This is a genomic window from Streptomyces sp. NPDC002787 (genome assembly GCF_053592095.1).
This window is the reverse complement of record NZ_JBSFVC010000016.1, coordinates 21939-39284: the sequence shown is the minus strand read 5'-3', so window position 1 is coordinate 39284 and position 17346 is coordinate 21939. Positions and strand designations below refer to the sequence as shown.

The following is a 17346-nucleotide window of genomic DNA, read 5'->3' as shown; positions in this document are numbered from 1 at the left end:
CTGGCAGGTGCCGTACGGCCGCTGTCTACTTCTTCCTACTTCTTCCTACTTCTTCTTGCCGCGCTTCTCGCGCACCCGGACCGAGATGTGGATCGGGGTGCCCTCGAAGCCGAACTCCTCGCGCAGACGGCGCTCGATGAAGCGGCGGTAGCCCGCCTCGATGAAGCCGGAGGCGAAGAGGACGAAGCGCGGGGGCTTGGTGCCGGCCTGGGTGCCGAAGAGGATGCGGGGCTGCTTGCCGCCCCGGATCGGGTGCGGGTGGGCGGCGACCAGCTCACCGAGGAAGGCGTTCAGCCGGCCCGTCGGGACGCGGGTCTCCCAGCCGGCGAGGGCGGTCTCGATCGCGGGGACCAGCTTCTCCATGTGCCGGCCGGTGCGCGCCGAGACATTGACCCGGGGCGCCCAGGCGACCTGACCGAACTCGGTCTCGATCTCCCGCTCCAGGTAGTAGCGGCGCTCCTCGTCGAGGGTGTCCCACTTGTTGTACGCGATGACCATCGCGCGGCCCGCCTCGACGGCCATGGTCACGATCCGCTGGTCCTGGACCGAGATGGACTCGGAGGCGTCGATGAGGATCACGGCCACCTCCGCCTTCTCGACGGCGGCGGCGGTGCGCAACGAGGCGTAGTAGTCGGCGCCCTGCTGGAGGTGGACGCGCTTGCGGATACCCGCCGTGTCGACGAACTTCCAGGTGACGCCACCGAGTTCGATCAGCTCGTCGACCGGGTCACGGGTGGTGCCTGCGAGCTCGTTGACGACGACGCGCTCCTCGTTCGCCACCTTGTTGAGGAGGGAGGACTTGCCCACGTTCGGGCGGCCGATCAGGGCGATGCGGCGCGGGCCGCCCACGGCCGTGCCGAAGCTCTGCGCGGGCGCTTCCGGCAGGGCCTCCAGGACGGCGTCCAGCATGTCGCCGGTGCCGCGGCCGTGAAGCGAGGAGACCGGGTGCGGCTCGCCGATGCCGAGGGCCCACAGAGCGGTCGCGTCGGCCTCGCCGCTCGGGCCGTCGACCTTGTTGGCGCAGAGCACCACGGGCTTGTTGGCCTTGCGGAGCAGCCGGACGACGGCCTCGTCGGTGTCGGTGACGCCGACCTTGGCGTCGACGACGAAGACGACCGCGTCGGCGGCCTCGATGGCGTACTCGGCCTGGGCGGCGACGGAGGCGTCGATGCCGAGGACGTCCTGCTCCCATCCGCCGGTGTCGACGACCTTGAAGCGGCGGCCCGCCCACTCGGCCTCGTAGGTGACGCGGTCACGGGTGACGCCGGGCTTGTCCTCGACGACCGCCTCCCGGCGGCCGATGATGCGGTTCACCAGGGTCGACTTGCCCACGTTCGGGCGGCCGACGACGGCGAGGACGGGCAGCGGGCCGTGACCCGCCTCCTCGATCGCGCCCTCGACGTCCTCGATGTCGAAGCCCTCTTCCGCGGCGAGCTCCATGAACTCCGCGTACTCGGCGTCGCCAAGCTCTCCGTGCTCGTGCTCGGAGGGAAACTGGTCGTTCATGAAGTCCGTACCTCGTAGTTCATCGTGGTGATCGGTGGAGCGGCCGGGTTTCCGTCGGCTGATCCACTACTCAGTGTCGCCCAGCGCCCGATCGGACGCCCGGCGTTTTACCGGCGGCCGGTGAGCCGCCGGGCATGGTCCAGATGCGCGCCGAGCTGCTTCTGGATGCGCTCGGTGGCCTCGTCGAGCGCCTTGCGGGTCCGCCGTCCGCTGCCGTCGCCCGCCTCGAACGGGTCGCCGAAGACGACGTCGACACGGGAGCGCAGCGGGGGCAGCCCCTTTATCAACCGTCCGCGCCGCTCCGTGCTTCCCAGTACGGCGACCGGGACGATCGGCGCCCCGCTGCGCACGGCGAAGTAGGAGAGCCCGGCCCGCAGCGAGGCGAAGTCGCCCTCGCCCCGGGTGCCCTCCGGGAAGATGCCCAGCACACCGCCGTCGGCCAGGATGTCGAGCGCCTGGGTGATGGCGGTGCGGTCGGCGGTCGAACGGTCCACCTTCACCTGCCCGATGGCGAGCAGGAACGGGTCGAGGGGACCGATGAACGCCTCCTTCTTGATCAGGAAGTGCGTCGGGCGAGGTGCCACGCCCATGACCATCGGGCCGTCGATGTTGTGGGAGTGGTTGACGGCGAGGATCACCGGACCGGTCGTGGGGACCCGCCAGGCGCCCAGCACGCGCGGTTTCCACAGCCCGTACATCAGGCCGACGCCGATGCGCCGCCCGACCTCGGCACCCATCTCGGAGGGAGCAGTCACTTCCCCGCCCGCTTCTCCTCGATGAGCGTGACCACGCACTCGATGACCTGCTGGAGGGTGAGGTCCGAGGTGTCCACCTCGACCGCGTCGTCCGCCTTGGCGAGCGGCGAGGTCTTCCGGCTGGAGTCGGCCGCGTCCCGCTTGAGGAGGGCCTCGCGGGTCGCCTGGACGTCGGATCCCTTGAGCTCACCGCTGCGGCGGGCGGCGCGGGCCTCCGGGGAGGCGGTGAGGAAGACCTTCAGGTCGGCGTCCGGCAGCACGGTCGTACCGATGTCGCGGCCCTCGACGACGATGCCGTTCTCCGCGCCCGACGCGATGGAGCGCTGCAGCTCGGTGATCCGGGCCCGCACCTCCGGTACGGCGCTGACCGCGCTGACCTTGGAGGTGACCTCCTGAGTGCGGATCGGGCCGGCGACGTCCGTGCCGTCGACCGTGATGGTCGGCGCGGACGGGTCGGTACCGGAGACGATGTCCGGCTTACCGGCGACGGCGGCGATCGCGGAGGGGTCCTCTATGTCGATGCCGTTGTTGACCATCCACCAGGTGATCGCCCGGTACTGGGCGCCCGTGTCCAGATAGCTCAGCCCGAGCTGCGCGGCCACGGCCTTCGAGGTGCTCGACTTGCCCGTGCCGGAGGGGCCGTCGATGGCAACGATCACTGTGGCGCGTTCCACTGGGGAGCACCTTTCCTGGTCCGAGGTGGTGGGGCGGGACGGGAAAGCGCCCCGGACAAGGGTACTGGGTGCGCGTAGCCCGTCCGGCCGCCCCTCCAGCCCGTCCGGCGGCGCCTCCAGCCCGTCCGGCGCTTGCGGACGAGGCCGTTCGGGCCGAAGCGGGGGCCAGACCACGTCGGCCCCACACCCCCGCACCCGTCCCTACTGCCGGATCGCCCAGCCCCGCTCGCGCAACGCCCCCGTCAGCACCACCGCCGCCTTCGGCTCCACCATCAGCTGCACCAGACCCGCCTGCTGGCCGGTGGCGTGCTCGATGCGGACGTCCTCGATGTTGATCCCGGCGGCCCCCGCGTCGGCGAAGATACGGGCCAGCTGCCCCGGCTGGTCGTCGATCAGGACGGCCACGACCTCGTAGGCGCGCGGAGCGGACCCGTGCTTGCCCGGGACGCGGACCTGACCGGCGTTGCCGCGGCGCAGGACGTCCTCGATGCCGATGACGCCCTCGCGGCGCTTGGCCTCGTCGGAGGCCTGTAGGGCGCGCAGGGCCTGGACCGTCTCGTCGAGGTCGGCGGAGACGTCGGCGAGGAGGTCGGCGACCGGGCCGGGGTTGGCGGAGAGGATGTCGATCCACATGCGCGGGTCGGAGGCGGCGATCCGGGTCACGTCCCGGATGCCCTGCCCGCACAGCCGTACGGCCGACTCCTCGGCGTGCTCCAGGCGAGCGGCGACCAGGCTGGAGACCAGGTGCGGCATGTGGGAGACGAGGGCGACGGCCCGGTCGTGGGCGTCGGCGTCCATGACCACCGGGACGGCCCGGCAGTGCGAGATCAGCTCCAGCGCCAGGTTCAGGACCTCGGTGTCGGTGTCCCGGGTGGGCGTCAGCACCCAGGGGCGGCCCTCGAAGAGGTCCCCGGTGGCGGCCAGCGGGCCTGACTTCTCGCGGCCGGACATGGGGTGCGAGCCGATGTAGGAGGAGAGGTCGAGGCCCAGCTCCTCCAGCTCCCGGCGGGGGCCGCCCTTGACGGAGGCGACGTCCAGGTACCCGCGCGCGAGGCCCCGGCGCATGGCGTCGGCGAGGGTCGCGGCCACGTGGGCGGGCGGGGCGGCGACGATCGCGAGGTCCACCGGGGCGTCGGGCACCTCGTCGGTGCCGGCGCCGAGCGCGGCCGCCGTACGGGCCTGCTCGGGGTCGTGGTCGCTCAGGTGGACGGTCACGCCGCGCTGGGCGAGGGCGAGGGCGGCGGAGGTGCCGATCAGCCCGGTGCCGATGACGAGGGCGGTCCTCACTGGGCGATGTCCTTGCGGAGTGCGGCCGCGGCCCCCAGGTACACGTGGGCGATCTCGGAGCGGGGCCGGTCGGACTCGATGTGCGCGAGGATCCGTACCACCCGGGGCATGGCGCCCTCGATGTCCAGCTCCTGCGCGCAGATCAGGGGCACGTCGACGATGCCGAGCTTGCGGGCCGCGGCGGCCGGGAAGTCGCTGTGCAGGTCGGGGGTGGCCGTGAACCAGATGCTGATCAGGTCGTCCGGGGTGAGCCCGTTGCGCTCCAGGACCGCGGTCAGCAGCTCGCCGACCTGCTCGTCCATGTGCCCCGCCTCATCCCGCTCGAGTTGGACGGCGCCCCGGACCGCTCGTACCGCCACGGCTGTGCTCCTCGCTGATGTACATCCCGGCTCTCTGTACAACCAGCCTAGTCAGCCCGCTCCGAGCCGGGACGCGACGCCCGCCTGCCGAGACGCCCGGGCCCCGGCGGAGGCGCCGTGGTGCCGGCGTCAGCGGCACGGTCGACGTCGGTGGTCAGCTACCGCGCGACCGACGACGTTTCCCAGGGAGCTGCTCATGACCCTCGACCCCCTCGGCTTCCGGATGCACGAATCGCTCCTTTTGCGGCACTCTCTCCTGGGTTGTTTATTCTTCGGTGCTTTCAGTGCGAAGATGCCGCTGCTCCGCTCGGGGCGACTCCCCGGCCGGCTCTTCCGCACGTTCGGAGTGACGACATGACGATGGATTCGACGCGGCGCACGGTTCTGGCGACGGCTGCCGCGGGCACGGCGGCACTGCTCACGGGGTGCGGGGGGTCCGGCGACGACAACAGCGGCGACCGCGTGGAGGAGGCCTCGCCCGGCGACGCCGGCACGGGCGCCGGTGAGGAGCTGGCGAGGACGGCCGACATCCCGGTGGGCGGCGGCAGGATCTTCACGGACCGGAAGGTCGTCGTGACCCAGCCCGAGGAGGGCGACTTCAGGGCCTTCTCGGCGGTCTGCACACACCAGGGCTGCATCGTCAGCAGCGTCTCCGACGAGACGATCGACTGCGCCTGCCACGGCAGCAAGTTCAAGATCACGGACGGGGCGGTGGCGCGGGGTCCGGCCACCGAGGCACTGCCCGCCGAGGAGATCAAGGTCGCGGGAAATTCGATTCAGCTGGCCTGAGCCACCACGTACGCTCCCGGGCATGCAGCCCCCACACCCGCACGCCCTGGTCCGTGACCACACGATCTACGCCTGTGTGATGGGTTCGCGCGCCTTCGGTCTCGCGACGGACGGCAGCGACACGGACCTGCGGGGTGTCTTCCTGGCTCCCACCGAGCTGTTCTGGCGCTTCGAGAAGCCGCCGACCCATGTGGAGGGGCCCGCGGAGGAGCAGTTCAGCTGGGAGCTGGAGCGCTTCTGCAATCTGGCTCTGCGCGCCAACCCGAACATCCTGGAGTGCCTGCACTCCCCCCTGGTGGAGCACGTCGACGCCACGGGCAGGGAACTGCTGGCCCTGCGCGAGGCGTTCCTCTCCCGACAGGCCCACGAGACGTTCGCCCGCTACGCCCTCGGCCAGCGCAAGAAGCTCGACGCGGACATCCGCACGCACGGCGCCCCCCGCTGGAAGCACGCCATGCATCTGCTGCGCCTCCTGATGAGCTGCCGGGACCTGCTGCGCACGGGCACGCTGATCATCGACGTGGGCGACCAGCGCGAGCCCCTGCTGGCGGTGAAGCGCGGCGAAATGCCGTGGTCCGGCGTCGAGTCCTGGATGACCCGGCTGGCGGCGGAGGCCGAGGAGGCGGCGTCGCGCAGCCCGCTGCCGGCGGAGCCGGACCGGCCCCGGGTCGAGGACTTCGTCGTCCGGACCCGGCGTGCCTCAGCCCTGCGGGACGTCTCAGCGGTGCGGGACGTCTCAGCCGTGCGGGAGGTCTCAGCCCTTCAGCCCGTCCAGGCGGACCCGGACGACGAAGTCGTGCAGGGCGGCGTACGCGGACGGGTTCTCCGGCAGCACTGACAGCGCCTGCTCCTCGTCGAGCACCCCGTGCAGCCGCTCCACGTCCTCCGCGACGCGCTCCTGGTCGACGTCCGCCTTGCCGTGCTCCTGGGCCGCCTTCGCCGCGACGAGCTCCGGCAGATAGGCGGGGGCCTCGTCGATCCGGGGCAGCAGGGTGGGCAGATGGGCCTGCACCTCGCCGCTGCGCATCAGGTGGATGCCGGTGAGCAGCACCCGGAACGTGTAGAGCAGCGGCTTGAGTTCACCGGTCTTCTCGAAGAGGCGCCACTGGGTGATGGCGAATCCCCGGTAGTGGTGGGCGTGATGGCGGGTGAGGACCCCGGGGGCGAGCGCGATCAGTTCGCGGTGCGCCTCGCTGGTGTGGACGACGAGCGGGGAGAGCAACTGCTCCAGCACATAGCCGTTGCGGCGCAGCAACAGCCGTGCGAACTTGCGCAGATCGTGCGTGACGAGATCCATCTCGACGCCGTCCCGGTCCCACATCCTCGACCGGGTCTCCTCCGGCTCGCGCAGCCCGACCAGTTCGGCCGTGGGCAGCAGATGCACTCCGCGCAGGTCGACGTCCGAGTCGCGCGAGGGGAAGCCGTAGAGATGGGCTCCGGAGACGGTGGCGAACAGCAGGGGGTCGGGCTGTTCGGCGACCACGGGAGCCAGGTCGATGTCGAGGGTGTCGGTCATGCCCTCAAGCGTCCCAGAGGGCCCCCAACGACACGAGGTCGCTCTGGTACTCGATCCGGTCGGCCCACCCGGCCGGCCAGGCGTCCGGGCCGTGGTAGGCGCCCGCGAAGGCACCGGTGAGGCAGGCGATGGAGTCCGAGTCGCCCTGGGTGCAGGCGGCGCGGCGCAGCGCGGTGACGGGCTCGTCGACGAAGAGTAGGAAGCACAGCAGCCCGGTGGCGAGGGCCTCCTCGGCGATCCAGCCGTCCCCGGTGGCCAGGCACGGGTCCTCCTCGGGCGACGGGAGCCGCAGGGCCCGCTGGACGCGGTCCAGGGCCTCCAGGCACTCGTCCCAGCCCCGGGCGATGTAGTGCTCGGGCGAGGGGTCCTGGCTGTAGGTCCACAGGTCGCCGAGCCAGCGCGCGTGGTACCGGGAGCGGTTCTCGTACGCGTACGAACGCAGCCGGCCGATCAGACCCATGGGTTCGGCGCCCTGGGCCAGCAGCCGTATCGCGTGGGCGGTGAGGTCGGAGGCGGCGAGCGCGGTGGGATGGCCGTGGGTGAGGGCGGCCTGCAACTGGGCGGCCCCCGCGCGCTGTTCGTCGCTGAGCGGGCCGATCAGGCCGAGGGGCGCGACCCGCATGTTGGCGCCGCAGCCCTTGGAGTGGATCTGGCTGGCGAACTGCCAGGGGTGCCGGTCGACCGCGAGGAGCTCGCAGGCGACCATGCAGGTGTGGCCGGGGGCGCGGTTGTTCTCCGGGGAGCGGGACCACTCCACGAACTCCTTGCGGACGGCCCGCACCAGGGCTTCGGGGGCGAGCACCCCTCGGTCCATGGCCGCGCGCAGCCCGTGCCCCAGCGCCAGCGTCATCTGGGTGTCGTCGGTGACGATCGCGGGCTTGGGCAGCTCCATGCTCCGCCAGGGGCCGCACTTGGCGAGGATCGACGGGACGTCGTTGAACTCCGTCGGGAAGCCGAGGGCGTCTCCGAGGGCGAGTCCGATCAGGGAGCCGGTGGCGGAGCGCTTCGTACGCAGCGTCATGGTCATCAGGGCCGTCCTTCCGTGGTGGGTCGCAGCAGGGGCGGGTGCAGGGCGGTGGCCCCTCCCGCTCGATACAGCGCGGCGGGCTTGCCGCGGCCGCCGGTCAGGCGGGCGGCGCCGGGCACCTGTTCGACGAAGCCCGGCGTGGCCAGCACCTTGCGCCGGAAGTTGGGCCGGTCGAGCGGAGTGCCCCACACGGTCTCGTAGACCTGCTGCAGCTCGCCAAGCGTGAACTCGGGCGGACAGAAGGAGGTGGCGAGACAGGTGTACTCGAGCTTGGCGCCGACGCGTTCGTGGGCGTCGGCGAGGATGCGGTCGTGGTCGAAGGCGAGCGGACCGATGGCGTTGAACCGCAGCCACTGGGCCTGTGCCGCGTCACCTCCGCCGTGCGGGACGGGCGGGTCCGGGAACAGCGCGGCGAACGCGACGGTGACGACCCGCATCCGGGGATCTCTGCCGGGCTCGCTGTAGGTCCGCAACTGCTCCAGGTGAAGCCCGGCGACGTCCTTGACGCCGGTCTCCTCCGCCAGCTCGCGCCAGGCGGCCTCCTCCGCGGACTCGTCCGGCAGCACGAACCCGCCGGGCAGCGCCCAGCGGCCCGCATACGGCTCCTGCCCGCGCTCGACGAGCAGCACCTGCAGGGCGCCCGCGCGGACGGTGAAGACGGCCAGGTCGACGGTGACGGCGAAGGGTTCGTAGGCGTACTTGTCGTATCCCTCGGGTGAGGTCATCTCCACCACCCCCTTTATGGTCACGATGACTAATAGTCATATCGACTATAAAAGCGCGGGCGCCTGGGCACAACCCTTTTACGGGGAAAGGAAAGCCAAGAACGTCGCCAAGAGCGGCGCCGGGGACGGCAAAGGGCCGGCCCCGATGGCAAAGCCGGGACCGGCCCACTGCTCGAACACGGCGGAGGCTCTAGAGGTCGACCTCCTGCATCAGCATCCCGACCTCGGTGTTGGACAGGCGGCGCAGCCAGCCCGACTTCTGGTCGCCGAGGGTGATCGGCCCGAAGGCGACCCGCACCAGCTTGTCGACCGGGAAGCCGGCCTCCGCCAGCATCCGGCGCACGATGTGCTTGCGCCCCTCGTGCAGGGTCACCTCGACGAGGTAGTTCTTGCCGGTCTGCTCGACGACCCGGAAGTGGTCCGCGCGCGCGTACCCGTCCTCCAGCTGGATGCCGTCCTTGAGCCGCTTGCCCAGGTCGCGCGGGATGGGGCCGACGATGTGCGCGAGATAGACCTTCTTCACGCCGTACTTGGGGTGGGTCAGCCGGTGCGCCAGCTCACCGTGGTTGGTGAGCAGGATGACACCCTCGGTCTCGGTGTCGAGCCGCCCGACGTGGAACAGCCGCGTCTCGCGGTTGGTCACATAGTCGCCGAGGCACTGCCGGCCCTCGTTGTCCTCCATCGTCGAGACGACACCGGCCGGCTTGTTCAACGAGAAGAACTGGTACGACTGCGTGGCGACGGTCAGCCCGTCGACCTTGACCTCGTCCTTCTCCGGGTCGACCCGCTTGCCCTGCTCCAGCACGATCTCGCCGTTGACCTCGACCCGCGCCTGCTCGATCAGCTCCTCGCAGGCCCGCCGCGAGCCGTAGCCCGCGCGTGCGAGGATCTTCTGCAGCCGCTCGCCCTCCTGCTCGGCGCCCGGGAAGGTCTTGGGCAGCTTGACGTCCTTCTTGCCCGCGTACCGCTCCCGGTTGCGCTCCTCGGCCCGCGCGTCGTACTCACGGGAGGTGGCCGGCACGGAACGGCCCCGCCCGGTGCCCTGGCCCTGCCGGGGTCCGCCCTTGGCGCCTCCGCGCGCGGAGGCGCCGCGCCCTGACTTCGGCCCTTCCGGGGAGGCGCCGGGGCCCACGTCGTAGCGACGCTCCTCGGGGCGCGGCTTCTTCGGCCGGCCGCCCTGCCTGTCGTCGCGGTCGTTCCCGGCACCGCGGTAATTACCGCGACCACCGCTGCTCCCGCCGCGGCCACCGCTGTTCCCACTGCGGCCACCGCTGTTCCCACCGCGGCCGCCGCTGTTGCCACCACGGCTCCCGCCGTTGTTTCCGCTGCTGTTCCTGCCGCTGCTGCTTCGCATCAAAGTTCCGTCTTGTCGTCTGCGTCCTCGGAATCCGGAGCGTCCGGATCGAACGACGGTACGGCTTCCTGGGTCTCGGCCTCGATCGCCTCCGCCTCCGGGAGGAAGGGCGCGAGCTCCGGGAGCTCGTCCAGGCCGCGCAGGCCCATCCGCTCCAGGAAGTAGTTCGTCGTCCTGTACAGGATCGCACCTGTTTCGGGTTCCGCGCCCGCCTCCTCGACCAGCCCCCGCTGCAGGAGGGTGCGCATGACCCCGTCGCAGTTGACTCCGCGCACGGCCGAGACCCTGCTGCGGCTCACCGGCTGCCGGTACGCGACCACGGCCAGCGTCTCCAGCGCGGCCTGGGTCAGCCGGGCCTGCTGCCCGTCGAGCACGAACCGCTCGACGGCGGCGGCGTACTCGGGCCGGGTGTAGAACCGCCACCCTCCGGCGATCAGCCGCAGCTCGAAGCCACGCCCCTGCGCCGCGTACTCGTCGGCCAGCTCCCGGAGCGCCTTGGAGATCTGCCGCTTCGGCCGCTCCAGGATCTTGCTCAGGTGCTCCACCGTCGCGGGTTCGTCCACGACCATGAGGACGGCCTCCAGGGCGGGCTTGAGGTCGAGGCCGGCGACGGTACGCAGCCCCGCGGGCGGCTCGGTTCTCTCCTCGCTCACGCCTTCTCCTCCTTGCGCGGCTCGTCCTTGGACGGCTCGTCCTTGGGCGGCTCGGGCGGCCGGTCGAACTCGTCCGTGACCACGGGCTCCGCGTCCCCGTCCCCGCCGGTCCACCGCACGATCAGATCCCCGAGCGCGGTCTCCTGATCGAGGGCCACGGCCTTCTCCCGGTAGAGCTCCAGCAGCGCGAGGAACCGGGCGACGACAGTGAGCGTGTCGTCGGTGTCCTCGACGAGCACCCGGAAGGAGGCCTCGCCCAACTCCTTCAGCCGGGCCACGACGATCCCGGCCTGCTCCTGCACGCTCACCAGCGGCGCGTGGATGTGGTCGACGTACACCTGCGGCTTCGGCTTCGGCTGCATCGCCTTCACCGCCAGCTTGGCGAATCCTTCCGCCCCGATGCTGATGACCACCTCGGGCAACAGCTCGGCGTGCTGCGGCTCCAGCCCGACGGTCCGGGGATAGCGCCGCCCCTCCTCGTCCAGCCGCCGGTTGAAGATCTCCGCGATCTGTTTGTACGCGCGGTACTGCAGCAGCCGCGCGAACAGCAGGTCCCGGGCTTCGAGAAGCGCGAGGTCCGCCTCGTCCTCGACCTCGGCGGCGGGCAGCAGTCGCGCCGCCTTCAGATCCAGCAGCGTCGCGGCCACGACGAGGAACTCGGTGGTCTCGTCGAGGTCCCAGTCCGGCCCCATGGCTCTGATGTGCGCCATGAACTCGTCGGTGACCTTGGAGAGGGCCACTTCGGTGACGTCCAGCTTGTGCTTGGAGATCAGCTGCAGCAGCAGGTCGAAGGGCCCCTCGAAGTTGGCGAGCCGAACCTTGAAGACCCCGTCGTCGGCCGCCGCTTCGGGTTCGACAGCGGAGGGAGCCTCATCGGCCCCGCCCGCGTGGTGCCCATCGGCCTCGGCCGAAGAGCGCTCCTCGACCGAGAACTCGCTCGAAGCCGAAGAGCGCTCCTCGACCGAGGACTCGCTCGAGATCGGCTCGACCGGCGAAGCCGAGGGCGGAGCCAGCGCCCCCCTCCCCAGCGCACGCCGACGACCACCGGACGCACCGGAAGCCGAGCCGGAGCCAGAGGAGTCAGACGAGGTCATAGCCCCCGCAGGCTACCCCTACCGCCCGCGCAGCCGTCGCACGAGGATGCTCGCGTCCCCTCGGGACTCCAGATCCGCCAGGACCACGGCGACCGCCTCCCGCACGATCCGCCCACGGTCGACGGCCAGCCCGTGCTCCCCGCGCAGCACCAACCGCGCGTGTTCGAGATCCATCAGCTCCTCGGCGGAGACATACACGGTGATCTTCTCGTCGTGCCGCTCCCGCCCACTGGGCCGGCGCCCGGAGGCCCGCCCCTTCTTGCGGGGCGCGGCGGTGGCAGAACCTTCCTGCGGCCTCGGCTGCCGCCCGGCGGCAGCGGCCCGCTCGGCCCCCGCCGCGGCGGAGCGACTGCGCGGCTGCTCACCGTCGGACTCGGCGTCCGCGGCCACATGCTCGGACCCCTCGCCGTCACCGCCCTGCACGGGCACGGACGGCGGCGCGTCCTCTGCGGTGGCCGCCCCGTCGCTGTCCCCGGCGGGAGCGGGCACACGGGCTTCCCCGCCCGGCCCCCGCCGGGGAGTGGACGGCTGCAGCGCCATTCCCCCTGTCGTACGGAAGAGTTCGTCGGCCCCCGGCAGACTCACTCGGCGTGACACCGGGCGAGCACCTCCCTGGCGAGCTGGCGGTAGGCGGCGGCGCCGACGGAGTTGGAGGCGTACGTGGTGATCGGCTCACCGGCGACCGTGGTCTCCGGGAAGCGGACCGTGCGCCCGATGACCGTGTGGTAGACGTGGTCGTCGAACGCCTCGACGACACGCGCGAGCACCTCTCTGCTGTGCACGGTGCGCGAGTCGTACATCGTGGCGAGGATGCCGTCGAGCTCCAGCTCGGGGTTGAGCCGCTCCTGGACCTTCTCGATGGTCTCGGTGAGCAGGGCGACACCTCGCAGGGCGAAGAACTCGCACTCCAGCGGCACGATCACCTTGTGCGCGGCCGTCAGGGCGTTCACCGTGAGCAGACCGAGCGAGGGCTGGCAGTCGATCACGATGTAGTCGTAGTCGGCCATCAGCGGCTTCAGCGCCCGCTGGAGCGTCGACTCGCGCGCGACCTCGGAGACCAGCTGGACCTCGGCCGCCGAAAGGTCGATGTTGCTCGGCAGCAGGTCCATGTTGGGGACCGCCGTCTTCAGCAGCACCTCGTCGGCCGACATGCCCCGCTCCATGAGCAGGTTGTAGACCGTGAGGTCGAGCTCCATCGGGTTCACACCGAGGCCGACCGAGAGGGCGCCCTGCGGGTCGAAGTCGACGAGCAGGACCCGGCGGCCGTACTCCGCGAGCGCGGCACCCAGGTTGATGGTCGACGTCGTCTTGCCGACGCCACCCTTCTGGTTGCACATCGCGATGATCTTCGCGGGGCCGTGGTCGGTCAGCGGGCCGGGGATCGGGAAGTACGGCAGCGGGCGACCGGTGGGACCGATGCGCTCGCGGCGCTGGCGGGCCGCGTCGGGCGCGAGCGTGGCCGCGTACTCCGGATCGGGCTCGTACTCGGCGTCGGGGTCGTAGAAGTGCCCGTCGGGCAGCTCGTCGTAGTCGGCGAAGTGGTTGTGGACCCCGCCACTTCCGTCGCCGGCCATGGCGTTCACGTGTTGGCCATCCATGCTCTGGAGTGCTGTCTGAGTTGCCTGCGGGCTCTGGTGGGCTGCGAAGGTGCGGACAGCGACGGAGCCGACAGCCGCGAACCCCGTGGGACCCGAGACCGGCGCAGGCATTCCTGGTTGACCACCCCCGGGAGTAAATGTCGACTCATTCACAAGTCGTCTTACCTCCTTGGTGACCAGGAAACTTCTAGATAGGTCAGCGTGGCACCATGCCGACGGTTGGCGACTCTATGGCGTGTCGGCGGTCCGCAGCAACACAATCCGCCGGACCCGGCCCGATGTGTCGGCAATGAAACATGCGGCTGTCAAGGGCGTAGGGCCGTCGCACAGCAGGTTTCACCGGTGCACGAAACATCCGAACGGTTACGTTCGAGGCGAGTTGCGCGAGTGTCGCAAAGTGACCATACACACATCCGGCCGGACCTTGTCGGGCAAGATCCGGCCGGGAAAGCGCTGTTGACGACCTGTGTTGACGTATCGCCTTTTACCGAAAGGTGACTTAAAGCAGCCGGTCAGCGGCCGTTCGCCGGCTTCGCTCGCGTCCGGTCAGCCGAGCAGCGACGCCAACTCGACGTGCTCCAGACCGTGGGCCTCGGCGACCTCGCGGTAAACGACCCTGCCGTCATGGGTGTTGAGCCCCCTGGCCAGCGCGGGGTCGCGCCGCGACGCCTCGGCCCAGCCGTGGTCGGCGAGTTCCACGATGTACGGCAGCGTGGCGTTGGTCAGGGCGTAGGTGGAGGTGTTGGGCACCGCGCCGGGCATGTTGGCGACGCAGTAGAAGACCGACTCGTGGACGGGGAAGGTCGGCTCGGCGTGGGTGGTGGGCCGCGAGTCCTCGAAGCAGCCGCCCTGGTCGATCGCGATGTCGACAAGGACACTTCCCGGCTTCATCCGCGACACCAGCTCGTTGGTGACCAGTTTCGGCGCCTTGGCGCCCGGGATGAGGACGGCGCCGATGACGAGGTCGGCCTCCAGGCACGCCTTCTCCAGTTCGAAGGCGTTGGAGACGACGGTCTGGATCTTCGTGCCGAAGACCTTGTCGGCTTCCTTGAGCTTGTTGATGTCCTTGTCGAGCAGGGTCACGTGGAAGCCCATGCCGATGGCGATCTGCGCGGCGTTCCAGCCCGACACGCCGCCGCCGATGACGACGGCCCGCCCGGCCAGCACACCCGGCACGCCGCCCGGCAGCACACCGCGGCCGCCGTTGGCCCGCATCAGGTGGTACGCGCCGACCTGCGGGGCCAGCCGGCCCGCCACCTCGGACATCGGGGCGAGCAGCGGGAGCGCGCGGCTGGGCAGCTCGACGGTCTCGTACGCGATCGCGGTGGTGCCCGACTCGACGAGGGCGTCGGTGCACTCCTTGGAGGCGGCCAGGTGCAGGTAGGTGAAGAGCGTCTGGTCCTTGCGGAGGCGGTGGTACTCCTCGGCGATGGGTTCCTTGACCTTGAGCAGCAGGTCGGCGGCGGCCCACACCTCGTCGGCCGTCGCCAGGATCTCGGCGCCGGCGGCGACGTACTCGGCGTCGGGGATCGACGAGCCGACTCCGGCGCCCTGCTCGATGACGACCTGGTGGCCGTGGCGCACCAGCTCGTGCACGCCGGCGGGGGTGATGGCCACCCGGAACTCGTTGTTCTTGACCTCGCGGGGGATGCCGACCTTCACGTCGATCACGGTCCTTGGCTCGGAGGGGTGTGGGGTCTCGCACGCACGGGCGGAACATGCTCACGCAATGCGGGACATACCCGTACGCATCGGAGCGCACCGGGAGACACCGCAGGAGAACCGGCGGCGCAGCCAGTCTAATGAAGGTATCCCCGCTGTCCAGCCTTTCAATGCATCAATCTTTTGGGGATGCGCTACGGATTTCGCAGGCGTTAGCACCGTGTTCCGGCTCGATCTCGCTGGTTTCGGGGTCTGCGGCCCCGTCGCTCAGCAGTCGCTCGGCCGCCGAACGGTGCAGCCGGGCCGCCGCCGGGTCGCCGAGCCGCTCCAGGGTGTCGGCGAGCCGGAGCTGGAGCGCGGCCTGCAGCCGGGCGTCGTCGGCGCGCCGCGCCCACTCCACCGCCTCCTGGCAGGTCCGCAGCGCCTCGTCGGGCCGTCCGGCGTACTCCTGGACGCGTGCCATCTCGCTCAACACCCTTGCCTGGCCGCCCACATCGCCGAGCCTGCGGTGGCCGGTGAGCGCCGACCTCCAGTGGCGCAGCGCCTCGCCGTAGCGGCCGGCGTAGGTGTGTGCGGCGGCGATCCGGCCGTACAGCCGGGTGGCGTCCTCGCGCTCGTCCCGGGCGAGCCGCTGGGCGAGCGCCCTGCCGTACCAGTCGGCGGCCCGTTCGTAGTCCTCCAGCTCCTGGTGGGCGCCGCCCACGGATTCCATCGCGCGCCCGGTGGCGTACGGGTCGTTCGCCCGCCGTCCGGCGTCGAGCGCGGCCCGGTAGCGGGCGAGCGCGCCCTTCGTACGGCCGGTCCGGGCGTCCAGGTCGCCGAGGTTCAGCAGCGCCGCCGCCGCCTCGCGGGGCAGGTCGCGGCGCTCGGCGACGTCGAGGACGAGCCCGTGGATGTCGTACAGGTCGGGGGCAGCGGCCCGCGTGCCGAAGTGCGCCACCATGGCCCGGACCAGCTGGGACATCAGGCGCCGGGCGAGGGTGTCCAGCTCCCCGTCGGCGACCGCGAGCCGGGCGGCGGCCAGCAGCGCGGGCCGGCGGATGCGCAGCCATTCCTCGGCGGCCCGGGGGTTCGGGAACCGCAGCGCCTTCGGCATCTCCAGGAGCTTCCCGCGGGCCAGCGGGCTGTCGGTCTCGGTGATGGCCCGGCAGGACTGCAGCAGCCGTACCGTCCGCTCCAGCATGCGCGCGCGGGCCAGCTGCAGCTCGCCCGGCCGCTCCTGGCGCTCGGCGAGGGACCGCAGCAGCGGCTGGAGGCAGCCGGGGACCTCGTACTCCGGCAGCGGCGACTCGACCTCGTGGAGGAACCCGAGGGCCACGAAGTCGTCCAGGGTGGTGCGGGCCGCGCCGACCGAGCAGCCGGCGAGCCCGGAGGCGATGTGCGGGTCGACCAGGCCGGCCGGGGCGAGCGCGAGGAGGCGCAGTATCCGGGCGGCGGTGGTCGGCAGCGAGGCGTACGACAGCTTGAAGACCCTGGCGAGGGGCGGGCTGTCGTCTTCCTCGGCGCGCAGCTGTTTGGCCAGGTCGGAGAGGGCCGCGGTGGGCCGGGCGGCCAGCCAGCCCCCGGCGAGCCGCAGCGCGGCGGGCTGGGCCCCGCACACCTCGGCGAGCCCCTCGGCCGAGCGCGGGTCCACGGTGACGCGCACGGAGCCGGTGAAGCGTTCCAGTAGCTCCACGGCGGACTTGGTGTCCAGTCCTCCCAGCGTGCACGGGCGGACGTCGGAGATGCCCGTCAGCGGCCCCTCGGAGACCGCCACGACGAGGGAGTCGGGTGTGTCCGGCAGCAGCGCGTCGACCTGCTCGGCATCGGCCGCGTCGTCCAGCAGGAGCACCACCCGGAGGTCGGCCAGCGCCTCCCGCAACGCCTCACTGAGGTCGTCCTCGTCCGCGCCGGCCGGTGCCGGCAGTCCGAGCTCCGCGAGCAGGTCCCGCGCCGCGCGTCCGACCGGCACCCGGGTTCCGTCGGGTTCCGTGAGCCGGGCCCGCAGCACCCCATCGGGGTAACCGTCGGTAACTTGCCGTACGAGTTCCTCGGCGAGCGCGGTGCGGCCGAAGCCGGGCCGGCCGGCGATGAGCAGCACGCGCGCGTGGGGCGCCTTGCGGCCCGCGAGGGTGTTGAGCCCGGCCCGGCCGATGTCGGCCCGCAGTTCCTTCAACTCTCTTGTCCGGCCGAGGAACTGACTGTCCGTGGGGGCGGCCTCGACAGCCGGGGGCCGCCCTGTTCCGGACACTCGGGCACCCCCGAGGTCCACCGCCTGATCCGCCACGGGCCACACTCCCGTCCCACCGCACGCGCAAGCCCGCCGGGACTCCGGTTCGGGCGTTTCCCGAGCCTAGTTCACGCTCTG

Annotated in this window: 18 protein-coding genes; 3 read left to right on the top strand and 15 right to left on the bottom strand. The window is 71.3% G+C overall.

All coding sequences use genetic code 11. From position 1 onward, the window contains the following. Positions 1-45 precede the first annotated feature (45 nt). The 5 genes from der to aroH all read right to left on the bottom strand — a co-directional run bounded on the left by der (position 46) and on the right by aroH (position 4581). Positions 46-1506 carry a ribosome biogenesis GTPase Der gene (der, locus tag ACWD26_RS22915; RefSeq protein WP_451272841.1) on the bottom strand — a complete coding sequence of 487 codons (1461 nt, stop codon included), beginning with the start codon at positions 1504-1506 and terminating at the stop codon, positions 46-48. A 107-nt stretch (positions 1507-1613) separates the two neighbouring features. Continuing rightward, positions 1614-2243: a lysophospholipid acyltransferase family protein gene (locus ACWD26_RS22910; protein WP_451273182.1), complete on the bottom strand. Its 630-nt coding sequence runs from the start codon at positions 2241-2243 to the stop codon at positions 1614-1616. 14 nt (positions 2244-2257) lie between these two features. Further along, positions 2258-2935 carry a (d)CMP kinase gene (gene cmk / locus ACWD26_RS22905; RefSeq protein ID WP_451272839.1) on the bottom strand — a complete coding sequence of 226 codons (678 nt, stop codon included), beginning with the start codon at positions 2933-2935 and terminating at the stop codon, positions 2258-2260. Between the two features lie 201 nt (positions 2936-3136). Then, positions 3137-4222 (bottom strand): prephenate dehydrogenase, encoded by a 1086-nt coding sequence (locus tag ACWD26_RS22900; RefSeq protein ID WP_451272837.1) that lies wholly within the window; start codon positions 4220-4222, stop codon positions 3137-3139. Beyond that, positions 4219-4581 (bottom strand): chorismate mutase, encoded by a 363-nt coding sequence (gene aroH / locus ACWD26_RS22895; protein ID WP_257547092.1) that lies wholly within the window; start codon positions 4579-4581, stop codon positions 4219-4221. The genes ACWD26_RS22900 and aroH overlap by 4 nt, the downstream gene beginning before the upstream one ends. Here aroH and ACWD26_RS22890 point away from each other — a divergent pair. Genes ACWD26_RS22890 through ACWD26_RS22880 form a run of 3 tightly spaced genes read left to right on the top strand, consistent with a single transcriptional unit; the run spans position 4523 to position 6208 of the window. Beyond that, positions 4523-4939, top strand: a complete 417-nt coding sequence (locus ACWD26_RS22890) for a DUF6529 family protein (RefSeq protein ID WP_451272835.1) — start codon at positions 4523-4525, stop codon at positions 4937-4939. The genes aroH and ACWD26_RS22890 overlap by 59 nt on opposite strands. Next, entirely contained in the window at positions 4936-5370 is a 435-nt protein-coding gene (locus ACWD26_RS22885) for a Rieske (2Fe-2S) protein (RefSeq protein ID WP_451272833.1), read from the top strand. The genes ACWD26_RS22890 and ACWD26_RS22885 overlap by 4 nt, the downstream gene beginning before the upstream one ends. Before the next feature lie 22 nt (positions 5371-5392). Next, a complete protein-coding gene (locus ACWD26_RS22880) occupies positions 5393-6208 on the top strand; it encodes a nucleotidyltransferase domain-containing protein (protein ID WP_451272831.1) in 816 nt (271 codons plus the stop codon). Here ACWD26_RS22880 and ACWD26_RS22875 read toward each other — a convergent pair. The 10 genes from ACWD26_RS22875 to ACWD26_RS22830 all read right to left on the bottom strand — a co-directional run bounded on the left by ACWD26_RS22875 (position 6125) and on the right by ACWD26_RS22830 (position 17265). Beyond that, positions 6125-6886, bottom strand: coding sequence for a nucleotidyltransferase domain-containing protein (locus ACWD26_RS22875; protein WP_451272829.1), 762 nt, complete (start codon positions 6884-6886; stop codon positions 6125-6127). The genes ACWD26_RS22880 and ACWD26_RS22875 overlap by 84 nt on opposite strands. A gap of 4 nt (positions 6887-6890) precedes the next feature. Then, the gene (locus tag ACWD26_RS22870; protein WP_451272827.1) at positions 6891-7913 is read right to left on the bottom strand and encodes an ADP-ribosylglycohydrolase family protein; all 1023 of its coding nucleotides are present in this window, start codon (positions 7911-7913) and stop codon (positions 6891-6893) included. Continuing rightward, the gene (locus ACWD26_RS22865; RefSeq protein ID WP_451273180.1) at positions 7913-8638 is read right to left on the bottom strand and encodes an NUDIX hydrolase; all 726 of its coding nucleotides are present in this window, start codon (positions 8636-8638) and stop codon (positions 7913-7915) included. The genes ACWD26_RS22870 and ACWD26_RS22865 overlap by 1 nt, the downstream gene beginning before the upstream one ends. 190 nt (positions 8639-8828) lie before the next feature. After that, positions 8829-9992 carry a pseudouridine synthase gene (locus ACWD26_RS22860; RefSeq protein WP_451272825.1) on the bottom strand — a complete coding sequence of 388 codons (1164 nt, stop codon included), beginning with the start codon at positions 9990-9992 and terminating at the stop codon, positions 8829-8831. Further along, the gene (scpB, locus tag ACWD26_RS22855) at positions 9992-10645 is read right to left on the bottom strand and encodes an SMC-Scp complex subunit ScpB (protein ID WP_451272823.1); all 654 of its coding nucleotides are present in this window, start codon (positions 10643-10645) and stop codon (positions 9992-9994) included. The genes ACWD26_RS22860 and scpB overlap by 1 nt, the downstream gene beginning before the upstream one ends. Beyond that, a complete protein-coding gene (locus tag ACWD26_RS22850; RefSeq protein WP_451272821.1) occupies positions 10642-11739 on the bottom strand; it encodes a segregation and condensation protein A in 1098 nt (365 codons plus the stop codon). Before ACWD26_RS22850 ends, scpB begins: the two co-directional genes overlap by 4 nt. Positions 11740-11757: 18 nt before the next feature. Then, complete coding sequence (locus tag ACWD26_RS22845; protein WP_451272819.1) at positions 11758-12336, bottom strand: hypothetical protein; 579 nt, start codon at positions 12334-12336, stop codon at positions 11758-11760. Beyond that, positions 12321-13448, bottom strand: a complete 1128-nt coding sequence (locus tag ACWD26_RS22840; protein WP_257547070.1) for a ParA family protein — start codon at positions 13446-13448, stop codon at positions 12321-12323. The genes ACWD26_RS22845 and ACWD26_RS22840 overlap by 16 nt, the downstream gene beginning before the upstream one ends. Positions 13449-13883: 435 nt before the next feature. Next, positions 13884-15008 carry an alanine dehydrogenase gene (gene ald, locus ACWD26_RS22835; RefSeq protein ID WP_451272817.1) on the bottom strand — a complete coding sequence of 375 codons (1125 nt, stop codon included), beginning with the start codon at positions 15006-15008 and terminating at the stop codon, positions 13884-13886. A 166-nt stretch (positions 15009-15174) separates the two neighbouring features. After that, positions 15175-17265 (bottom strand): tetratricopeptide repeat protein, encoded by a 2091-nt coding sequence (locus ACWD26_RS22830; RefSeq protein ID WP_451272815.1) that lies wholly within the window; start codon positions 17263-17265, stop codon positions 15175-15177. Between the last annotated feature and the right edge of the window lie 81 nt (positions 17266-17346).